Annotated in this window: 16 protein-coding genes; 10 read left to right on the forward strand and 6 right to left on the reverse strand. The window is 63.3% G+C overall.

The genetic code is table 11. The annotated features are described in order from the left end of the window. The first annotated feature begins 328 nt into the window (after positions 1-328). The 8 genes from ESZ00_RS06070 (at position 329) to ESZ00_RS06105 (ending at position 6,982) form a co-directional block, all read left to right on the forward strand. Entirely contained in the window at positions 329-1,273 is a 945-nt protein-coding gene (locus tag ESZ00_RS06070) for a diacylglycerol/lipid kinase family protein (protein WP_129207239.1), read from the forward strand. Positions 1,274-1,335: 62 nt separating this feature from the next. Continuing rightward, entirely contained in the window at positions 1,336-2,310 is a 975-nt protein-coding gene (locus tag ESZ00_RS06075; protein ID WP_129207240.1) for an aldo/keto reductase, read from the forward strand. A 443-nt stretch (positions 2,311-2,753) separates the two neighbouring features. Next, complete coding sequence (gene fabZ / locus ESZ00_RS06080; RefSeq protein ID WP_129207241.1) at positions 2,754-3,314, forward strand: 3-hydroxyacyl-ACP dehydratase FabZ; 561 nt, start codon at positions 2,754-2,756, stop codon at positions 3,312-3,314. After that, on the forward strand, positions 3,311-4,087 hold the full coding sequence (lpxA, locus tag ESZ00_RS06085) for an acyl-ACP--UDP-N-acetylglucosamine O-acyltransferase (RefSeq protein WP_129207242.1): 777 nt from the start codon (positions 3,311-3,313) through the stop codon (positions 4,085-4,087). The genes fabZ and lpxA overlap by 4 nt, the downstream gene beginning before the upstream one ends. A 7-nt stretch (positions 4,088-4,094) precedes the next feature. Continuing rightward, positions 4,095-4,973 carry an LpxI family protein gene (locus ESZ00_RS06090; protein WP_129207243.1) on the forward strand — a complete coding sequence of 293 codons (879 nt, stop codon included), beginning with the start codon at positions 4,095-4,097 and terminating at the stop codon, positions 4,971-4,973. A gap of 55 nt (positions 4,974-5,028) precedes the next feature. Then, on the forward strand, positions 5,029-5,874 hold the full coding sequence (locus ESZ00_RS06095) for a hypothetical protein (RefSeq protein WP_129207244.1): 846 nt from the start codon (positions 5,029-5,031) through the stop codon (positions 5,872-5,874). Positions 5,875-5,982: 108 nt separating this feature from the next. Then, positions 5,983-6,534 carry a peroxiredoxin gene (locus ESZ00_RS06100; RefSeq protein ID WP_129207245.1) on the forward strand — a complete coding sequence of 184 codons (552 nt, stop codon included), beginning with the start codon at positions 5,983-5,985 and terminating at the stop codon, positions 6,532-6,534. A gap of 4 nt (positions 6,535-6,538) precedes the next feature. After that, entirely contained in the window at positions 6,539-6,982 is a 444-nt protein-coding gene (locus tag ESZ00_RS06105; RefSeq protein WP_164981363.1) for a DinB family protein, read from the forward strand. Between the two features lie 4 nt (positions 6,983-6,986). On the opposite strand, the gene ESZ00_RS06110 is transcribed toward ESZ00_RS06105, so the two are convergent. From ESZ00_RS06110 to ESZ00_RS06125, 4 genes are read right to left on the reverse strand one after another with little or no spacing between them, the layout of a single operon-like run. Continuing rightward, positions 6,987-9,659: an ABC transporter permease gene (locus tag ESZ00_RS06110; RefSeq protein WP_164981364.1), complete on the reverse strand. Its 2,673-nt coding sequence runs from the start codon at positions 9,657-9,659 to the stop codon at positions 6,987-6,989. A gap of 11 nt (positions 9,660-9,670) precedes the next feature. Beyond that, positions 9,671-12,352: an ABC transporter permease gene (locus tag ESZ00_RS06115; RefSeq protein WP_129207248.1), complete on the reverse strand. Its 2,682-nt coding sequence runs from the start codon at positions 12,350-12,352 to the stop codon at positions 9,671-9,673. A gap of 7 nt (positions 12,353-12,359) precedes the next feature. Further along, positions 12,360-15,074, reverse strand: a complete 2,715-nt coding sequence (locus ESZ00_RS06120; RefSeq protein ID WP_129207249.1) for an ABC transporter permease — start codon at positions 15,072-15,074, stop codon at positions 12,360-12,362. Positions 15,075-15,077: 3 nt separating this feature from the next. Continuing rightward, entirely contained in the window at positions 15,078-15,419 is a 342-nt protein-coding gene (locus ESZ00_RS06125; RefSeq protein ID WP_129207250.1) for a PadR family transcriptional regulator, read from the reverse strand. Positions 15,420-15,552: 133 nt separating this feature from the next. On the opposite strand from ESZ00_RS06125, the gene ESZ00_RS20205 reads away from it, so the two are divergent. Then, the gene (locus tag ESZ00_RS20205) at positions 15,553-16,230 is read left to right on the forward strand and encodes a hypothetical protein (protein ID WP_188590833.1); all 678 of its coding nucleotides are present in this window, start codon (positions 15,553-15,555) and stop codon (positions 16,228-16,230) included. 323 nt (positions 16,231-16,553) lie between these two features. On the opposite strand, the gene ESZ00_RS06140 is transcribed toward ESZ00_RS20205, so the two are convergent. Continuing rightward, a complete protein-coding gene (locus ESZ00_RS06140) occupies positions 16,554-18,293 on the reverse strand; it encodes a transglycosylase SLT domain-containing protein (protein WP_229740992.1) in 1,740 nt (579 codons plus the stop codon). A gap of 374 nt (positions 18,294-18,667) precedes the next feature. Between ESZ00_RS06140 and lepA the strand changes: the two genes are divergently transcribed. Continuing rightward, positions 18,668-20,479, forward strand: a complete 1,812-nt coding sequence (lepA, locus tag ESZ00_RS06145; protein ID WP_129207968.1) for a translation elongation factor 4 — start codon at positions 18,668-18,670, stop codon at positions 20,477-20,479. 369 nt (positions 20,480-20,848) lie between these two features. On the opposite strand, the gene ESZ00_RS06150 is transcribed toward lepA, so the two are convergent. Then, positions 20,849-21,502, reverse strand: a complete 654-nt coding sequence (locus ESZ00_RS06150) for an OmpH/Skp family outer membrane protein (protein ID WP_129207251.1) — start codon at positions 21,500-21,502, stop codon at positions 20,849-20,851. Positions 21,503-21,739: the final 237 nt, after the last annotated feature.

A 21,739-nucleotide genomic window follows, 5' to 3' on the forward strand; every position in this document is an offset into this window, starting at 1 on the left:
GATCAAGCACGGTAACAGGAATCACCTCAAATCCCGTAGCACAGCACCCAACCCCGCCGGGTGGTCCATTCAAGCCGGTGTTGGCTTGAGTGGGGTAGCTCAGGGCTCAAATAAAAATCCCACGTCTCAACTGCGAGACGTGGGGCACCCGGGCTCTTTTCTCTTTCAAGAGAACAAAATCTCAATCGCGACCAGAAGAGGAAGCGGAGGCCGAAGGCGGATCGCCCTGCGCGAAGCAGCCCGTAATCACGACGGTTCCACAGCTTCTGTTGTCATCGGATCTTCATCACGTTTCGGCACAACCTGCGCATAGTCTGACGATTTGAGCATGCGTCGCGTCCTCTTCTTCCTTAATCCGCTGCTGATGCAGCGCCGCAACCGCCGCGCCCTCGTCGAGGGCCTCGCCCACCAGCTTCGCGGGGAGGGCTGCGAAGTCGAGCTGCAGGACACGCTTTCTGCGCACTCCGCGGGAGAGCAGGCAAAGGAAGCCGTCGCTGCCGGCTTCGATACCCTCTTTGTCTGCGGTGGCGACGGCACGCTCTTTCAGGTCATCCAGGGCGTCGCCGGCTCCGAGGCCGCCATCGGCATCATCCCCTTCGGCACCGGCAACGTCCTCGCCCAGAACCTGCGCCTGCCCCGCGATCCCGTCTCCGCCTTTGCTCTTCTTCGCAGCGCACAAGCAGTTTCCGTCCCGCTCGGCCGTATCACCTGCAAGAGTCCCGGCCATGCGCAGGACCGCACCTGGTACTTCACCATCGCCGCCGGCATGGGCGTCCATGCCGCGCTCATGAACCTCGCCCCAACTGGAAACGGCAAGCGCGTCGGCGGCCGCGCAGCTTACTTCACCGGCGGCATCCGCCTGCTTCTCCAGCACCCGGTCGATCCCTTCGATCTGCAACTGACGCTCGCCGATGGCAGCGAGCGCACACTCCGCGCCAGCGAGCTCATCGCCGTCCGTGTACCCGAGATCAACATCTGGAGGCCGGGCGGCAATCTCGAAGCTCCGTTGCTGCAGGTTGCCGTCGTTCCTGAAACGACGCGCCTCGGCCTCGCTCACGCCAGCTATCACGCCCTGCTCACGCGCAAGAGCAGCGGCCACTCGCGACTGCCCTACCCCGAATACCTCACGGCCACGCAGCTGGCCTGCCGCCCCATCCAGAGCCACGTGTATCAGTCGCCTTTGCTGGTGGAGGCAGACGGCGAGGTCATCGGCCTCAAGCGTGCGACCATCACCATCGCCCAGCGCCGTCTCCGCCTGCTCTGGCCGCGCTGACCTCCGAAGCATTGCGGCGGCATTCTCCGCACCGTCCTCATGCCGGTGGGCATCCAAACAGCATGACGAACTCCATCCCCCGCGTTCTTCTCGGCAAATCCGATCTCAACGTCCCCACCCTCTGCCTGGGCGGCAATGTCTTCGGCTGGACCGTTCCTGAGTCCGAAGCTTTCCGTCAGCTCGATGCGGCGCTGGAAGCGGGCCTCAATTTCATCGATACTGCCGACGTCTATTCCCGCTGGGCTCCCGGCAATCAGGGAGGCGAATCCGAGACGATCCTCGGCAAGTGGTTCGCAAAAAGCGGCAAGCGCAAGGATGTGATCCTGGCCACCAAGGTCGGCATGGACATGGGTGAGGGAAAGAGCGGCCTCAAGCCCGCCTATATCGAGCAGGCCGTCGAAGCCTCGCTGCGCCGCCTGCAAACCGATGCCATCGACCTCTACCAGGCGCACCGCGACGACGAGTCGACGCCACTCGAAGAGACTCTCGCAGCCTTCGACAAACTCGTCAAAGCCGGCAAAGTTCGCTATATCGGAGCGTCAAACTATAAAGGTGCGCGGCTTGCTGAGGCCCTCAAGGTCAGCCGGGACAACGGCCTCGCCGCGTATGTCTCCCTGCAGCCGCATTACAGTCTGGTCGAACGTAAGGACTTCGAGTCCGACCTGCTCCCCGTCGTCGAGCAGCACAAGCTGGGCGTGATTCCCTACTTTTCGCTGGCCAGCGGCTTCCTGACCGGCAAATACCACAGCAAGACGGACGCCGAGGGCCAGGCCCGCGCCGGCATGGTCGGCAAATACCTCAACGATCGAGGCTTCGCCGTCGTCTCCGCGCTCGAAGAGGTGGCGGAAGCCCATCAGTCCACGCCTGCGCGGGTGGCTCTCGCCTGGCTCATCGCCCAGCCCGGCATTACCGCACCTATCGCCAGCGCAACCAAGGAGAAGCACCTCACCGATCTCGTCGAAGCGACGAAGCTCTCACTCTCCAAAGGCGATATCGAGAAGCTGAATACGGTCAGCAACGGCAAAATCGCCGAGTAAATGAGAACAAAGCAAGAAGCGGTCAGCAGTCAGTCACAAGAGCGGCCAGTGGTTGGGTGCCGGGTGCCCCATCCATGACATGTCGTTTGTCATGGGTGGGGCTCACACCACTGCGCACAGGGCGATCCGCCTTCAGTACCCGCTCCGCTGGTCGCCATCAAGCATCCTGCGAACGCCCAGATCTCGAAACAACGGGATATGGGCACCCGTCTATCTTTCTTTATTCTTGAAAATCTTTGCGAGCTTTGCGGAACCTGGCGTTCTTGGCGCGAACCGGGATGTTGGTGGAGTGACAGAACCCTCTGTGCTCTCTGTGTCCTCTGTGGTGAATCTCTGTCGGTCCTGGCTTCCGTGAAGATTCTTCGGAGACTCCCCCATGACCAACAGCTTGTCATGGGCACCCGCTGCCGCGAAGCGGACATTTATAATCTCCGTTGGCAGATATGGAAACTCCCAATCCCATCCTCGACGGCAAACAGGTGCTGGACATTAACGACATCATGTCCATCCTTCCGCACCGCTATCCATTCCTTCTCATCGACCGGCTCATCGAAATCGAGCGGAAGAAGCGCATCGTCGCCATCAAGAACGTGAGCATCAACGAGCCCTTCTTCGCCGGCCACTTCCCGAACTATCCGATCATGCCGGGCGTGCTCATCGTTGAGTCCATCGCCCAGGCGGGCGGCGCGCTGCTGCTGACGGAAGTCCCTGACCGCGACCAGAAGCTGATGGTTTTCACCGGCATCGAGCGGGCGAAGTTCCGCCGCCCCGTCGTCCCCGGCGATCAGCTGCGCATCGAGATCGACGTGCTCAACTGGAAGCCCCGTGCCGTGCGCATGAAGGGAAGCTGCTTCGTGGAAGGCAAGCTCGCCTGCGAGGCGACAGTGATGTGCCAGCTCGTTCCGCGCCAACCGCAGCAGTCCGCAGCTCCGGCCGCCGGCGAAGAACCAGCCTCAACTCTCACGACAGAAGCGCCTGCGCTTGAGCCAGTGAGCCAGCAGTGAGCATCCATCCCACCGCCATCGTCGCGCCTGGCGCGGTCGTGCCGGAGTCCTGCACCGTGGGGCCTTATTGCACCATCGGCCCCAACGTCATCCTCGGCCAAGGCTGCGAGCTCGTCTCGCACGTCGTCCTCGATGGCCACCTCACCGTGGGCGCACGCAACCGCTTCTTCCCTTTTGCCTGCGTCGGCGTGCCGCCGCAGGATTTGAAGTACAAGGGCGAGCCCACCGGCGCCACACTCGGCGATGACAACACCATCCGCGAGTCGGTGACCATCTCGCGCGGCACCGTTGGCGGAGGAGGCACCACCCGGGTCGGCTCAGGCTGCCTCATCATGGCCTACGCGCACATCGGTCATGACTCGGTCGTCGGCAACTCCTGCATCCTGGCCAATGCAGCCACGCTTGCCGGTCACGTCGTCGTCGAGGACTATGCCGTCGTCGGCGCGCTCAATCAGGTGCACCAGTTTTGCCGCATCGGCAAGTATGCTTACCTTGGCGGAGGCACCACCGTTACGCAGGATGTGCTGCCCTTCTCGCTGACCTCGGCCAAGCGCGAAACCCACGCCTACAGCGTGAACAAGGTTGGCCTCGAGCGCCGCGGCTTCACCAAGGAACAGCTCCGCGCCATCCAGTACGCCTACCGCGTGCTGCTCGCCGCCAAGCTCAATACCTCGCAAGCCATCGAACGGTTGAAGAGCGAAGGCATTGCCACCGAAGACGTGGATTACCTGATCACCTTCATCGAATCCGCCGCCCGCGGCATTCACAAGTAAAGCAATCATGTCGAAACTCGGTCTCATCGCCGGCAACGGCCGCTTCCCCTTTCTGCTCCTCGATGCGGCCCGCGCCCACGGCGTCGAAGTCGTCGTCGCTGCGATCAAAGAGGAAACCGAGCCCGAGATCGAAGACCGAGCCCGCGCCGACAGCGGCATCCGCGTGCACTGGCTCTCGCTCGGTGAGCTCTCCAGGCTCATCGACACCTTCCACAAGGAAGGCGTCTCGCGCGCGGTGATGGCCGGCCAGGTGAAGCACAAGCAGATCTTCTCGAGCATCCGCCCGGACTGGCGCCTGGCGAAGCTGCTGCTTTCGCTGCGCACCAAAAATACCGATATGCTGCTCGGCGCGGTGGCGAAGGTTCTGGGCGACGAAGGCATTGAGCTGGTCTCCTCGACCTCATATCTGGAACCACTGCTCGCGCCTGCCGGCGTACTCACGAAACGCGCGCCCAATGAGACGGAGCAGCGCGACATCGACTACGGCCGCACTGTGGCTCTTGCGATCGCCGGCTACGACATCGGACAAACCGTGGTCATCGCCAGCCAGGCCTGCGTAGCGATCGAAGCGATGGAAGGCACCGATGCGGCCATCGAGCGCGCCGGCGCGCTCATGCAGACGCTCCGTGATGCGTCGTCAGGGGATGCAGCCTCCACGCCCCAGGAAACGACGCTGGAGCGCAGCCTGACCGTCATCAAGGTTGCCAAGCCCAAGCAGGACATGCGCTTCGACGTGCCAGTCATCGGCATCCGCACGCTTGAAACGATGCGCCGCGCCGGAGCTACCTGCCTGGCTCTCGAAGCCGAACGCACGCTGCTCTTTGACCGCGAGGAACTGGTGCACCTCGCCGATGAGGCCGGCATCGCCATCGTCGCCGTCAGCTGACCAGAGCGCGTAACGGGCGTCATAATTGTCTATCCCGAGGAGGCGCATCCCACCGATGTTCACTCTGTGCTCCAGGGCATCCCTCACAGCGATCCTGCTCGCCGCGATCCTTGGCCATGCACCTGCGCTCTCCGCACAGCAGTCCGGTGCGCCCAGCCTGAAGCAGATCCTCGAACATCTCGAAGCTAACCTGCGGCACTACGATTCCAGCGTTCCCAGTCTCTTTTGTGAAGAACACGCTGTTTCCTCTCAGACAGAACACAACCTGCCCGAAGAGCAGACCGTCACCGGCTCCATCTTCCGCCTCCGGCGCACCGCCGGCCCCGGCAATACCACATCGCTGGTTGAGTCCCGCGAGATCAAGAGCGTCGACGGCAAGCCGGCGCGCTCCCAGGACATCGATGGCCCAGCCCTGGTAAGCGGAATCTTCGAAGGCGGCCTCGCCGTCGCCTCGCTCGAGCAGAGCGGCTGCATGGACTACACCCTGCAGCCGCCCGACAGGAAGCATCCCGGCGGACCCTACATCATCCGCTTCTCGACGGACCTCACTCCAGCCAACTCCGCCAACTGCTTTCTCAAGGAAAAGAGCAAAGGCCGCGTCTTTGTCGATCCCGCATCGATGCAGATTACGCACCTGGAGATCCTCACTCCACGCCACGTCATGGAAGAAGGAAATGCCTTCTCACCCAGGGTTGTCGGCAAGCGCGATCTCACCGTCGACTATGCGCCGGTCCTTCTCGGCAGCGAAAGCTTCTGGCTGCCTTCCGCCATCACCATGCGCATCACCCGGGGTTCGGACTTTCACCCTACTATCTGGTCTTTTCAGGCCACCTACGTCAACTACCATCGGATGGAAGTCACGACACGCATCGTCCCTGAAGGCGAAACACCCCAGCCGTAATCTCTGCATCTTCACCGGCAAACTCTTGCTGCTGCAACCACGGCTTGCCGCGAAAGTGCTCTAATAATTCCGTCGAGCCATTCCATCCGCACCTCGCAGGAGAACCGTATGTCCCGCACCGTATTGATCGCCGCCGCAGTTGTCGTCGTCATCCTGGGCGCACTCGTCGTGCGCAGCTTCGCCGCCGACGCCGGCACCCTCCCGCAGGAAGGGCAGACCGCACCCACCTTTACCCTGCCCAACCAGGAAGGCCAGTCCATCAGCCTCGATAGCTACAAGGGCAAGTGGGTGGTCCTCTACTTCTATCCCAAGGACATGACCTCCGGCTGCACGCTCGAGGCGCACAACTTCCAGCGCGACCTCGACAAGTACAAGGCCGCGAACGCCGTCATCCTCGGCGTGTCGGTCGATTCGGTCGATAGCCACAAGCAGTTCTGCACCAAGGACTCGCTCAGCTTCAACCTGCTCGCCGATCCGGACAAGAACACCGTCAACGCATACGGCTCGCTCGGCAACTACATGGGTATCAAGATCGCGAACCGCAACACCTTCCTCATCGACCCCAACGGCAAGATCGTGAAGGTGTGGACCAAGGTTTCGCCCGGCGGACACAGCGATGAGGTCCTCACCGCACTGGCAGGCTTTGAGAAGAAGGGTTGAGCATTTGCCGGCTTCTATCGCTGAAAGTTTTCGTGACGGCTGCGCAGCGCTTGAATCCGCGCTGCGCGCCGTGCCTGAAGCGTTGGCGGACACTCCCTGGCGCGCCGGCGGCTGGACACGCAAACAAATCCTCGGCCACATGATTGACTCTGCCGCAAACAATCACCAGCGATTCGTGCGCGCTGCGATTGACGGCGATTACACCGGGCCTTTCTATCAACAGGAAGCCTGGGTCGAAGCGCATGGTTATACCGCCATGTCCTGGCCCGTGCTGCTCCGCTGGTGGCAGAACTACCATGAGCTGCTGATTGCCGTGGTCGAGCGCATTCCCAGCGAGCGCCTCGATTCTCCCTGCCGGGTTGGTACCAATCCGCCCGTCACCCTCGCCTTTCTCATCGAGGATTACCTCGCCCATCAGCAGCACCATTTGCGCCAGATCCAGAGCTAGAACCTCATTCTGCGCGCAGCGCCGCCATGGGATCGGTCTTTGCCGCGCGCCATGCAGGCACCAGGCATGCGGCAATGGCCGCAGCCAGCAGCACCGCGACCGTTCCCGCATATACACCCGCATCGAGCGGCTTCGTCGCATAAAGCGTCGCGCGCAGCGCCTGCGTCGCTCCCAGGCTCACCACGATGCCGCATCCCAGCCCCCACAGCGCAGGTCGCAGGCCGCTCCCCAGCATCAGGCGCAGCACCTCTTCCCGCCGCGCGCCCAGCGCCATGCGAATGCCTATCTCTCCGCGGCGCTGCGCCACCACGTACGAGAGCACGCCGTAGAGTCCCACCGCAGCTAACAACAGAGAAAGACCGGCGAACGCTCCCAGCAGCGTCGCGTTGCGCTGCGAGTCGGCCGTCGCCAGCCCCAGCACCTGGTTCATGGTGAGGATGCGCGTCACCGGCAGGTCTGCATCGAGCGAGGCCACGATCTTCTGCACGGGCAATGCGAGTTGTTCCACATCGCCGCTACTCCGTATCACCAGCACCGCGTCGCTCGATGCAGGCGCGCCGGAGAAGATCGGAAACCAGATCATGGGCCGCTCCTGTGCGCCCAGTTCCCACGGCGTATCGCCCACCACGCCAACCACTTCGAAGGTCTCGACATCCCATCCGAGCTGAGTGCGGATTACCTGCCCCACCGCATCCTTTGCGCCGAAAAACTCGCGCGCAAAGAGGCGGCTCACTACCACCACGTGATGGTTGTCGAGCCGCTCGTTCTCCGCGAAGGTGCGCCCGCGCAGCAGAGGAATGCCCATGGCCGCGAAGTATCCGGGATCGGCGGTGCGGAAGAGCGGCTGGTCATGCGGTGAGGCACGGTTTTCATCTTCGCCCCGCAGCCACACGCTCCGGTCACTGTAGTAGCCGTCCCCCGGTACCACGTTGGTAAGGCCCGCGGCCTCGACGCCGCGCAATGCACGCACCTTTTCGAGCAATGCGGTATCGAGCGCCGCGATCTGCGCGGGCTGACGATAAGCATGGCCGCGCAGGAAGAAGCGCATGGTGAGGACGTTGTCGGTCGCGCAGCCGATCTCTTCCCCCTTGAGCCGCAAAAAGCTGGTGAAGAGCAGCCCCGCGCAGACCAGCAGCACCACGGTGAGACCGACCTCGGCCGCCAGCAGCGAGCGCAGCAGCCGCGTGCGGCCCGCACCGGCGCTCATAGTGCGCGCATTGTCCTTGAGGGCTTCGGTCATTCCCCGCGAGCTGCTGCGCAGGCCGCCGCCGGTCGCGGCCAATGCAGGAACCAGCCCCGAGAGCACGCCGGTCAGCATGACCAGGCCCATCGCAAAGAGCAGCACCACGCCATCCACATGCACGCTCTCCGTCTGCGGAAGCCCATTCCAATGGCGCACCAGCCAGCGTACCGCGAGCATGGCCAGCGCCATGCCTGCTGCGCCGCCCGTCGCGCATAGCACCAGGCTCTCGGCCACCTGCTCGATGCACAGTCGCAACCGGCTCGAGCCCAGCGCCGTGCGCACCGCAATTTCCCTGCGGCGCCCCGCGCCGCGTGCCACCATCAGGTTGGCCAGATTGAGGCATCCGATCAGCAACAGGCACCCCACGGCGGCTTGCAATACCAGCAGAGGCTGTCGCACGTCCCGCGCCATGTCACTCTGCATCGGACGCGTCTCCACCAGCTTGCGCACCGAGCCAGCCGCGCCGAATTGCGCCACGATCTGCCTCTGGATCGCCGTCAGCTCTGCGTCGGCGGCCTGCGCCGTCACGCCCGGCATCAGCCGGCCGATCACGTGCGCCAGGTGCGCGTAGTGGTTGTCAATCAGCTTCGCCGCCGTATCGGCATGGAAAGGCACCCAGAGCGCGATCTCCCCATCGGGATACGCAAACTCACGCGGCAGCACGCCGACGATAGTGTAGGCCTGCATGTTCAACCGCATCGTCGTGCCCAGCACCGCCGGGTTGCCGTGAAAGCGCCGCTCGAAGAGGTTCCAGCTCAGCACCGTGACCAGCGGGCCGCCGCTTGTGTCTTCCTGCGTCGAGAACCATCGCCCCAGCACGGGCCTTACACCCAGCACCGGCAGCAGTTCAGCCGAGCCCGAGCCCGCCTCGACGAACTCCGGCAGCTCACCCGCCGCGCCCGCCATGTTGAAGCCGCTGACCCTCCAGATGGCCATGCCCTCGAAGGCTGCCGTTTTGCGCCAATCATAGTAATCACCCGGAGCCACCAGGTTGCCCGAAGCCTCCTCACCCGGCGCGTCCATGCCGTAGACGGCCACCAGCCTCGAGGGCTGGGCAAAAGGCAGCGGCCGCAGCAGCACCGCGCGCACCAGTGTGAACAGCGCCACGTTTGCTCCGATGCCCAGTGCCACAATCGCCACCGCCGCCAGCGCAAAGCCCGGCGCGCGCCACAACGTCCGCGCTCCGCGCGAGAGATCGCGCAGCAGGATCTCCAGCCACGGCAGCCCGCGCTGCTCGCGCCATGCCTGCTGCGTCTGCGCATAGCCTCCATGCCGGATCAAGGCCTGCCGTCGCGCCTCCTGCTCGCTGAGACCACCTCGCACTCCATCTTCGATCTCCATCGTCAGATGGCTCTCGAACTCTGCGGCAAAGTCGCCTTCGTCCTTGCGCCACACGCCCGCCAACCGCAGCAGAAATGCTCTCAGCTTCCGCATCGCGCCTCCCTCTACTCCGTCCGCAATGCCGCCATTGGATCGACCCGCGTCGCCCGCCATGCCGGCACCGCGCAGGCCGCCAGAGCCACCACCAGCAGCACTACCGTCACCGCACCCATGGTGAGCGGATCGAAGGACCGCACTCCGTAGAGCAGTGCCGAGCTGGCCATCATCGGCGTCAGCAGCGCCGCACAGCCCAACCCCAGCGCCACGCCGATGACCGCCAGCCGCCCACCTTGTCCAAGCACCCAGCGCATCACCCGGCTACGATCCGCGCCCAGCGCCATGCGCACGCCGATCTCCTGCCGCCGCTCGCTCACCGCATAGGCAATCACGCCGTAGATGCCCAGGCTCGCCAGCACCACCGCCGTCACCGCGAAGACGCTCAGCAGGATCATCGAGAAGCGCCAGCCTGCCAGGGAATCGCTGACAATCGAGTCCATCGTCGTCGGGTTATAGATCACCTGTTCGCGGCTCATGTCGGCCATCGATCGCTTGACCGCGGCAAAGGCCGCACCCGTATCGCCGCCCTTTACCCGCACCAGCACATCCATGCCCGAGGGCACGAGACCCAGCTGCATAGGTGGAAGCTGCAGTACCGACTCGAAGGTTTCGGCACGCAGCGACTGGCTCGCGTCAGAATCGAGTCCCCATTGGTTCACATGCCCGACGACACCGACCACCTGCGCCGGATCATCGAAGTTCTCGAGGTAGAGCTGACGGCCGATGGGGTCCTGGCCCTTGAAATACGTTCGCGCGAAAACATCATCGACCACGATCGCGCGCGCCCCATGCTCGTCATCGCCGGGCGCGAGGAAGCGGCCTCGCAGCAGGCGCAACCCCATCACCTTGAGATAGCCGGGCCCCACAATGTAGCGGAGGGCCGAGTGCATCTGGCTCTCGCTCTGTGGCCGCGCCTCACGATCCAGCCAGAAAAAATGATCGTCCTCACTGTAGAGCGGGATCGCAGCCCAGGATAACGACACAGCCTCAACGCCCGGCGTCGCTGCCAGCCGCGCCTCTGCCTCGCGCAGATAGGCACGCACGCCGCTCTCATCTGCATGGCCCACCGACGGAGCTGCCTGCAGCCCGAAGGTCAGCACATCATGCGGATCGAAGCCCATTTCCACATTCGAGAGCTTCACCAGGCTGCGCACTGCGAGACCGGCACCGGCCAGCAGAGTCAGGGCCAGGGCCATCTGCAGAACCACCAGCGTGCTCTGCGTACGATTCTGGCCGCCATACGTTCCGCGGCCACCCTCCTTGAGGGTTCCGACAAGACTCTGCCGCGAAACCTTGCGCGCCGGCACGAGCCCGAAGAGCAGGCCCGAGAGCAGCGAGGCCGCGAAGGTAAAGAGCAGTACCGGACCGCTGATGTGAATACTCTCCGCACGCGGCAGCGTCGCCGGCAGCGCCGCAATGGCCGCCCTGGTACCGAGCGCCGCGACCAGCAGTCCCAGCGCGCCGCCGGCCAGCGAAAGCATCGCACTCTCGGTCAGCAGCTGGCGGATGAGCCGTCCGCGTCCCGCGCCCAATGCCGCGCGCACCGCAAACTCCTGCGAACGCGCATGCGCCCGCGCCAGCATCAGGTTGGCTACATTCACGCAGGCGATCAGCAGCACGCAGCCCACCGCGCCCAGCAGCACCAGCAACAGCGGCTTTACATCGCGCACCATGGAATCCTGGAAGTTCACCAGCCTGGCGCGTATTCCCTTGTCCTCACGCGGATACTGCTGCTCGAGCCGCGCGGAAACCTGCAGCAGGTCTTCCTGTGCCTGCGCCTGCGTAACGCCGGGCTTCAGCCGCGCAATTCCGTGCAGTCCCAGCCCCGCCCCGCGATCGTTCAGCGCCGGGTTTTGGAACTGCCCGATCGGCACATAAATCTCAGCCTCTCGAAAACGTCCGATACTCAGCCGAAAGCTTTCCGGGATCACGCCCACAACCGTGTAATCGCGCCCATCCAGTGTCAGCACGCGACCAATCGCTTTCGGATCGCTGCCAAACTTGCGCTTCCAGAAGCCCTCGCCGATCATCGCCAGCGGCGCGCGCCCAATCTCGTCCTCGCCCGGCGCAAACAGCCGCCCCGCCACCGGCTTCACCCCCAGCAAGGGAAAGAAGTCTGACGACACCAGCTCGGCACGCATCTCCTCCGCGTCTCCAAGGCCGGTCATGTTGTAGCCCGTGCTCCGCGTGATCGCGAAGCCGGCGAGCGTGCGGTTATAACGGTGCCAGTCACGGAAGTTCAGATACGAGATCGAACCCTCGGGAAAGTTCGGCTTGCTCGCATTCACCGTCACCAGCTCTTCCGGATGCGGAAACGGCAGCGGATGCAGCAGCACCCCGTCCACCACCGAGAACATCGCCGTATTCGCACCGATGCCCAGCGCCAGGGTCAGGATCGCCACCACGGCGAAGCCCGGCTTCGCCGCCAGTGTCCGCGCTCCGTACGCGATGTCCTGCATCAGCTGCTCGAGCCACGGCAACCCGCGCCGCTCACGATACGCCTGCTGGGCCTGCGCAACGCCCCCGTGCCGGATCAGCGCCTGCCGCCGCGCCTCCTGCGGGCTGAGCCCACGCTGCTCACCGGCCTCGATCTCCATCGCCAGATGGCTCTCAAGCTCCGCCGCAAACTCCCCGTCATCCCGCCGCCACATGCCGGCTACCCGGCGCAGCCACACCCTCAGCATCCGCATCGCACCCTCACTCCGCTCGTAAAGCCTGCACTGGATTCACCTGCGTCGCGCTCCGCGCCGGCAGCAGAGACGCCACCACCGAAACCGCGCACAGCAGACCGCCCGCGCCAAGCACCGCCAGCAGCAGCGACCACGCATCGCCACCGCTCAGCAACCGCACGCCACTGCCCATCGCCGAGGTGGTAAACGACAACGATCCGGCCGCCCGCGCCACCAGTACCGACAGAGCTCCGCCCACGCACGTGCCCACCAGCGCCAGGCACAGCGCCTGCCCGATGACCATCCGCAACACATCGACACGCTTCGCGCCCAACGCCATGCGCACGCCGATCTCGCGCGTCCGCAGCGAGACTGCATACGCCACGACGCTGTAGAGCCCGACTGCCGCCAGCACCATGGCCAAAGCGCCCATCGCGCTCAGCAGGCTGGCCGCCACGCGCTGCGGATAGAGCGACGCCCCGATGTAGTCCTCCATCGCATCGGCGTCATAGACATTCACGTCCGGGTCCAGCGATTTCACCTGCTCCTGCAGCGGCGCCAGCATCCGCATCGGATCGCCCGCCGGCCCGCGCACGTAAAATGCCAGGTCCATATCCGCGCGGTAGAACTGCCGGAAAGGCACATAAAAGTACGGCACGTCCCGCTCGCCCACGTAGTGGTACTTGCTGTCCTTGACCACGCCCACTACGGTGATCCATTCGCCCCAGCCATGCACACGACGACCTATCGCCTCGCGTCCGCCGAAGTATTTCCGCGCGAAGGTCTGATTCACGATCATCACCGGCCTCGACTGCTCGTCGTCATGCTCGGTGAACTCGCGGCCTTCCATCATCGGAATCTTCATCAGGTCGAGGTATCCCGGCGACACCACGTTGCGGAAGGTCTTCATGTTCTCGCCCGGCGCGGGAACATAGCCCGCCACCTCCAGGTCTTCCCACCAGCTCGGCTCAAAGCCCAGCGGCACGCCATCCGAATACGCCGCAGCTGTCACTCCCGGCACCGCGCTCATCTTCTCCGCCAGCTGCCGGCAGAACGCCTTGCGTGCCGCCAGATCGTAGCCACTCCCCGCCAGGTAGAACTTCCCCAGCAGGACATGCGCCGGATCGAACCCCGGGTCCATCTCTCGTGCCTGCTCGAAGCTGCGCACGAACAGCCCTGCCGAAACCAGTGCCACCAGCGCCAGAGCCACCTCCGCAGTCACCAGCGCCGAGCGCAGCCGACGCCCGCCGCGGCCAGCCATTCCGCCACGCCCGCCCTCGCTCATCGGCATGGCCGGCGGCTTCAGCGCCAGCAGCATCGCTGGAACCACACCGGCGGCAACCGTGGTCAACAGGCACAACCCCATGGTGAAGGCCGCGGCACGCAGCTCTCCTCCATATGGCAGCGCAAGCCGCATCTGTCCCGGAGGCAACAAGACAGCGAGCAGCTTCACCGTCCACCGCGTGGCTACCAGGCCCAGCGCCGCGGCGCCCAGCGTCAGCAGCAGGCACTCGGTCAGCACCTGTCGCGCCAGCCGCCAGCGTCCCGCACCCAGCGCCAGCCGTGTTCCATACTCCCGCTGCCGCACCGTCGCCCGCGCCAGCAGCAGGTTCGCTACATTCACACAGACGATCGCCAGCACCAGCAGGCAGATGCCCGCCAGCATCCGCAGCGGTCCAGTGAGCAGCCCTTGCGCCCCGAACGGCGCCTTCTCCAGCGGCAGCAGCTCCGCGCTCATGCCCGCATTCGTATCGGCATCCGCCTTCGCCATCCGCGCTGCCAGCGCTGTCAGCTCCTGCTGCGCCTCGGCCAGCGTCACGCCCGGCTTCAGCCTTGCCATGCCGATCACCGCGCGGTCCTGCCGGTCGCGCATCATCCACTCCGGCACACCCTCGAGCACCGGCCGCTCCATGTACGGCACCCAGATGTCGAACGCCATCGCCGCAAACGATCCCTGAAATGCCGCATCGGCCACGCCCACCACCGTCAGCTCGTGCTCATCGACGCGGATGGTGCGGCCTACGATCCCCGGATCACCACCATAGTGCGAGCGCCAGTACCGGTCGCTGATCACCGCCACCGGATAGCCGCCCGGCGCGTCTCCATACTCGGCCGGCGAAAACAGATGTCCCGCCTCTGCCCTTACACCCAGCACCGAGAAAAAATTGCCCGAGACAAATTCTCCCGTCACACGCTCCGTGCGCCCACGCGGCCCTACGGTAAAAGCCCGCGGACGATACACCGCGATACCCTCCAGCAACTTCAGGTGGTCGCGAAAGTCGATGTAGTCGGGATAGGAATTCGGCACCAGCTCGCCGTTCGCAGTCAGTGAATCGAGCGCCACCAGCCGCCCCGGCTCGCTCACACCGCCCAGCGGCCGCAGCACCACGCCGTCTATCCAGCGAAAGACGGTGGTCGTCGTCGCAATTCCCAGCGCCAGCGTGAGCATCGCCACACTCGTAAAGCCCGGGCTCCTGCGCAACGTCCGCGCTCCGTAAGTCACGTCCTGAACCAGCTGCTCGAGCCACGGCAGCCCGCGCCGCTCGCGATACGCCTGCTGTACCTGCGCAACTCCCCCGTGCCGGATCAACACCTGCCGCCGCGCCTCCTGCGGGCTGAGCCCGCGGCGCACGCCGTCTTCGATCTCCATCGCCAGATGGCTCTCGAGCTCCGCCGCAAACTCCCCGTCATCCCGCCGCCATATGCCGGCCACCCGGCGCAGCCACACCCTCAGCATCCGCATCGACTAGGCCTCGCTCATCCCGCCCAGAAAGCGGTTTACGATCTCCGCCGTCTGCTGCCACTCTTCGGTCTCGCGCTGCAGCTGCTTCCGCCCGGCTCGCGTCAGCTCATAGAACTTCGCCTTGCGGTTGTTATCGGAGACGCCCCACCGCGAGCTGATCGCCCCCTCCTGCTCCAGCTTCAGCAGCGCCGGATACAGCGTTCCGTAGTTCAACGACAAGGCCTCGCCGCTCGTCTGCTCGATGCGGCGCGCAATCCCATACCCATGCTGCGGCCCCATCGTCTCCAGCGTCTTCAGCACCATCAGCGCCAGCGTTCCCTGGCGAACGTCCGTCTTGCTTCCCACGCGACTCCTCCTATGGCATACCCATAGATCATGCCTCTTTCTCTATGGGAAAGCAATAGGAAAACAGACGCAAAAAAGCCCGGCGCTTTGCCGGGCTCTTTTGCTTGCCTCAGTACTACCGGGTTGATGTTACTTGGTGGTCGTTGCCTTCTTTGCGGCCTTCTTTGCAGGAGCCTTCTTGGCTGCCTTCTTCGCAGGAGCCTTCTTGGCAACTGCCTTCTTCGCAGGAGCCTTCTTGGCAACTGCCTTCTTTGCCGGGGCCTTCTTTGCCGCCTTCTTTGCAGGGGCCTTCTTGGCCACAGCCTTCTTCACTGCCTTCTTAACTGCCAAAGGGGTACCTCTTCTGGTTGATTTTTTACTGCTGGCGCTCTTCTTGCCGGCCGTGGACTTCTTCACAGCCTTCCTGCCGCTAGCGCCCTTGCTGCTCTTCTTCGCGGCAGATTTCTTTGCGGCCTTCTTCGCCGGCGTCTTCTTGGCCGCGGCTTTCTTTGCCGGAGCCTTCTTGGCTGCGGCCTTTTTCGCCGGAGCCTTCTTGGCTGCGGCCTTTTTCGCCGGAGCCTTCTTGGCTGCGGCCTTTTTCGCCGGAGCCTTCTTGGCTGCGGCCTTTTTCGCCGGAGCCTTCTTCGCCGCCTTCTTCCTGGCCGACTTCTTAACCACTGGGGCAGGAGCCACTTCCACCGACGCGATCACGACCGCCTCTGATTTCAGCTCCTCTTCCTCATCTTCTAAATCGTCATCATCGGAAGAAACCGAGATAGAAATCTCTTCTTCTTCATCCTCGCCGAAGCCGTCTTCCAGGTCTTCCGGATAATCTTCGGTCTCTGGTTCGTAATCACTGTCGCTCTTTGCGTAAAGCTTACGATCATCCTGCATCGAATTGGCCCTCCGGCCTCTCTGTCCTGGCGATTCTCTGGCGGTAATTTCGCTGCGGAAAAAGCCCCCGCGCCGCGAATTATAGCAACAGAATGCAACGCTTTGCGAAGGAACGCAAGCCGTTCCTTAAGGTATGAATCAAGTTTGCCTGCATGCGCGAAGTCCGCGCTGCATGCGGCTTTCCGCGACTCATGCGCAGGGACAGTCACATCCCGCACTCCACCCGGCATCAGAACGCGCGCAGCGAAAAGTGCTTCGCGATCAGGAATGACGCGGCTTCCGCTTCGTCGAAGCGCTGGCCTCCGATGTGCTCCGGCCCTTCGCAGTGCCGGCTTTTGTGGAGCCTGTTTTCGCCGAGCCGGCTTTTGTAACACCGGCTTTTTCTTTTCCTGTTCTGTGCGCTTGCGTCGCTGCACCCCGCTCGGTTCGACGCGCGGAACTCACATGCGCCGGCTCGCTGATGTAGAGCCGCCGCCCCGCAGGCACGGCCGAGCTGCTCAGGTGGTTCCATGCCTTGAGATCTTCCACCGTCACATTGAACCGATCGGCAACCGTGATGAGCGAGTCTCCGCGCCGCGTTACATAGAGAGCACTCTTGCGCACCGGCGCCGTCACCGGCGATACCGGGATCACCACCGCATCGAGCCCGCTCAGATCCGAGCCGCCGGCAATCTGATTCTCTGCCGCGATCTCCGACGCGCTCACGTGATACTCGCGCGCCACCTCTTCCAGCGTGTCTCCCGCATGCACGGCGTGAAAACGCCAGTAGCGCCGCCGGTCCTCGGGAATCGCCGCAATGCGCTTTTCGAAAAGCTCTTTGGTTCCTGCCGGCAGGTGCAGATCGAAGCTCTCATCCGGTGGTGTCACACCGCGCAGCAGGCTCGGATTGAGATCCGCCAGATCCGAAGCCGTCGAACCCACGATGTCCGCAGCCAGCTGCAGACTGACCGAATAGTTCGTCTGCACCGTATCGGTCACGATCGGCTGATCGGGCACGATGCTGTCCAGCCCATATTGCTTGGGATTCTTCGCAATCAGCGCCACGGCAATGATTTCCGGCACGTACTGCTTGGTCTGCTCCGGCAAATTGTTGCGCCTGTAGAGCTCCCAGAAGTCTGCGTAGCCCGTGCGCTGCACGGCCCGTTGCACCGCACCCGCGCCCCAGTTGTAGGCAGCAATTGCCAGGTACCAGTCGCCCAGCTGATCGTAGTTGGCCTTGATCAGACGCGCGTAAGCCTCCGTCGCCTTCTCCGGATCGAAGCGCTCGTCATACCAGCCGTTGCGATCGAGCCCATACACGCCCCAGGGCATGAACTGCCACATGCCTCCGGCCCCGGAGCCGGCATTCACCACGCGCGGACGAAAGCCCGACTCGGCAAACGCGAGGTAGATCAGGTCCTGCGGCAGGCCCTCCCGCTTCAGCACCTTCTGAATCATGTCCCGATACAGTCCGGCCCTCTGCAAGGAAGCCACGATCGTCGCGTGCCCCGCGCGGCTCTTGGTGAAGAAGTCGATATAGCCGGCCACTGTGTCATTGATGACCAGCGGCAAATCCGACTGCGTGGTCTTCAGCGCCGCCTGCGCCTCGGCCACCACGGTGGGATCCACCTTGAACGTTGCCTGCTCCGCGGCCTCGGCCGGCGTAGGATCAGCCGGCGCGCTCAGGCCATTGCCCTGGGTCAGCGCATCCATTTCGAGTGTGTTCACCGCATCGACGATATGGTCGAACTCCGCGCTCAGGTCCGGATCGTTCTTGATTGGAATCCCGCACGTCAGCATCTGATCCACCGCGTAGTCGAAGTTCGACCGCGCTGCCTCCAGGTGTCCCTGCTGGTAATTGGAAACGCCGTTCTGATAAGCCTTCTCGACACTCTGGATCAGCTGCTCCACGCGCTGATGCTGGGCGGCATTGCGCTGCGGTGCAGCATTCTGAGGCTGCGAGATCGCTGCCGCAGGAAGCGACAACGCGACGAGAGCAAGGAGCGATCGGGAAAGAGACATGCCTTATCTATGAGACGAAGGAGCGGTGGAGTTCTCTCACTCCGCCTCGCAGCCTGCTGCGTCTATGGGGCTATTGTATGGGGCGCGGACGCGCAGAAGCCCTTTTCCCTGCGCCGCGGCTCGCTTTCGCGTCCCTTCACCGTCACCCCCTTCGCCTCCCGGGTGCCCACAAGTCGTGACTCTGAAACATGGCTTCGCAAAAAATCCGGGATTGCGACCAGCGGGAGCAGAGGCCGAAGGCCAAAGGCCGCACGAAGTGCCGACCAGCGGGAGCAGAGGCCGAAGACGAAAGGCCCCACGGTCAGCGCCGCCTGATAAACTTGTCTTTTGAAAGGTTCATTCCGCGCTGCCCGCTGCGCGCCTCTATCCCTTACATGGACAGCAAGTACATCCGCAATTTCGCCATCATCGCGCACATCGATCATGGCAAGTCCACGCTCTCTGACCGCCTCCTCGAGCTGACCGGTTCGCTGACCGCGCGCGAGATGCAGGCGCAGGTGCTCGACGCCATGGACCTCGAGCGCGAACGCGGCATCACCATCAAGGCGCACTCGGTGCGCATGATGTACCCGGCGAAGGACGGCAACACCTATCAGCTCAACCTGATCGACACGCCCGGCCACGTCGACTTCTCCTATGAAGTCTCGCGCTCGCTCGCCTCCTGCGAAGGCGCGCTGCTGGTCGTCGATGCCTCGCAGGGTGTCGAAGCACAGACGCTCGCGAACGCCTATCTCGCCATCTCCAACGGCCTCGAGATCATCCCGGTCATCAACAAGATCGATCTACCCAGTGCCGACATTCCGCGCACGCAAGAGATGATCGAGTCCGCTGTCGGCATCGACGCGACGGATGCGATTCCCGTCAGCGCAAAGACCGGCCTCGGCGTGCCCGACATTCTCGAAGCGGTCGTCCACCGCCTGCCCCCGCCCACCGGCGATCCGGACAAGCCGTTGCAGGCGCTCATCTTCGACTCCTGGTTCGATCCCTATCGCGGCGTCATCGTGCTCGCCCGCGTCATCAACGGACGCATGCGCAAGGGCATGAAGATCAAGCTGATGTCGAACGGCAAGGTCTTCGATATCGAATCGATGGGCGTGCTCACACCCAAGCCGGTCGAGATCGCAGAGCTGTCCGCCGGCGAAGTCGGCTTCTTCGTCGCGACCATCAAGAACGTCGCGGATACCAAGATCGGCGACACGGTGACCGACGCCGACGCACCGGCCACCGACATGCTCCCCGGCTTCGAAGACATCAAGTCGATGGTCTTCGCCGGCCTCTACACCGTCGACTCGCACGAGCACACCATGCTCCGCGAAGCCCTTGAGAAGCTTCGCCTCAACGACTCGTCTTTCTTCTTCGAGCCGGAGAGCTCGGCCGCGCTCGGCTTCGGCTTCCGCTGCGGCTTCCTCGGCCTGCTGCACATGGAGATCATCCAGGAGCGCCTGGAGCGCGAGTTCGACCTGGACCTGATCACCACCGCGCCTGGCGTGCGCTACAAGATCACCATGACCGACGGCTCCATTCTCGAGGTGGATAACCCCTCGCGCTGGCCGGACGTCACCGAGATCGAGCAGATCGAAGAACCGATCATCACTGCCACCATCCTGACGAATGAAGAGTATGTCGGCGGCATCCTCAAGCTGGTCGAGGACAAGCGCGGCCGCCAGAAGAATCTCGAGTACGTCACACCCACGCGCGTGATGATCACCTACGAGCTGCCGCTCAACGAGATCGTCCTCGACTTCTATGACCGCCTCAAGTCCGTCTCGCGCGGATACGCCTCGCTCGATTACCACATCTCCGGAACGTGGGTTTCGCCGATGGTGAAGATGGACATCCTCGTTTCAGGCGAGCCGGTCGACGCGCTCTCGATCATCGTGCACCGCGACTTCGCCTACGACCGCGGCAAGGCGCTGGTCTCGAAGATGCGCGAGCTCATCCCACGGCAGATGTTCGAAGTCGCCATCCAGGCGGCCATCGGCGCCAAGATCGTCGCCCGCGAAACGGTCAGCGCCATCCGCAAGAACGTCATCGCCAAGTGCTACGGCGGCGACATCTCGCGTAAGCGCAAGCTGCTCGAAAAACAGAAGGAAGGCAAGAAGCGCATGAAGCGGATCGGCAAGGTCGATATCCCGCAGGAAGCCTTCCTCGCCGTGCTCAAAATAGGGGACGACAGCGGCCGATAGGCCCTGTCGTTCTGCTTGCATGGCAGGAGCAGGCACAAAGTTGTAATCGATTGCGGCCGATGAAAGTTACACGCCTTTAACCGCTTCTGTGGAAAGCGCTTAGATACACCGCGCCCTTGGCGCAAGCATGAAATTTTATTCACGGCCGCCGGCGTGATGCCCCAAACCGGTGCAGAATCATGCTTTTAGAAAGGGCAGAAGGCATCCGCGCCGAGGCGCGGAGATTTTCCGGCAGGGCATTTACCCCTGAGGCCAGAAAATATTCCACATTTTTTTCCACAGAGAACGATGCCCAGAGAGGGAATCGTCAACAAATTGTAGCAGCAAATAAGGCGGCTCGTAGAACGAGCCGCCTTGTTGCTACTGGAGTTACTGCTTCGGAGCCGCGGTGTGCGGGGTTGCGCTCTTGGCCGGAGTCGGAGCCGAAGGTGCAGGAGCAGGAATGCCCGACTTCGCGTTGTAGGCATCCACGACAGCCTTCGTGATGTCGGCTTCCTTGTTCGCCCACAGAACGGTCGGCAGCTGCTGCTGGCCGCCTGCCGAGGCATCGAGTACCAGGCCGTAGCCGTTGTCAGTTGCGTAGGAGTTCAGAACTGCGAAGACCTTTTCGGCCAGCTGCTGATAGCCTTCCTGCATCTCGCTCTGGAAGTCGTTCTGCGCATCTTCACCGCTGCGCTGATACTCCTTCTCCTTGTCGTCGATCTGCTTCAGCTTGGCCTGACGATCGGCGTCGCTCAGCGTGCTGCCGGAGGTTTGCAGCTGCTTCTTGAGCGCATCGATAGAGTCGGCCTCATTCTTCAGCTGCGTCTGCTTCGGCTCGAACTTCTTGCGCAGCTCGGCCATGTTCCGCTGTCCCTCATTGCTCCCAAGAACGGCGGCCTGAAAGTTGATCACAGCAACCTTGGTCGCGCCCGTCGGAGCGGTCGAGGCCGCGGCTGCGCCCGCCTGAGCAAAGGCATTGAGGCCCAGACCTGCGGTCAGCAGACCGGCAAGAGTTATCGAACGTGAAATCACGCGCATCATGGAAATGAAAGTTTCCTCCGTTTTCAATTGGATCGCCCGCACACGCGGAAGCGAACTTCGCTTCCTGATCTACCCGCTGCAATGTTCGTGAGGCAGATACCGATCTTTAGACGATCGGATTGCAGTGACGAGACACGACCAGAAGACATTCTCAGGAACTGAGCCGAATTATAGGTGCGCCCATAGGCAAGGTCAAACCGGCGAACAGTCAAAATATGCTGAATTCCGCCGGTTTTC

This window comes from Silvibacterium dinghuense, from assembly GCF_004123295.1.
GTDB lineage: Bacteria > Acidobacteriota > Terriglobia > Terriglobales > Acidobacteriaceae > Silvibacterium > Silvibacterium dinghuense.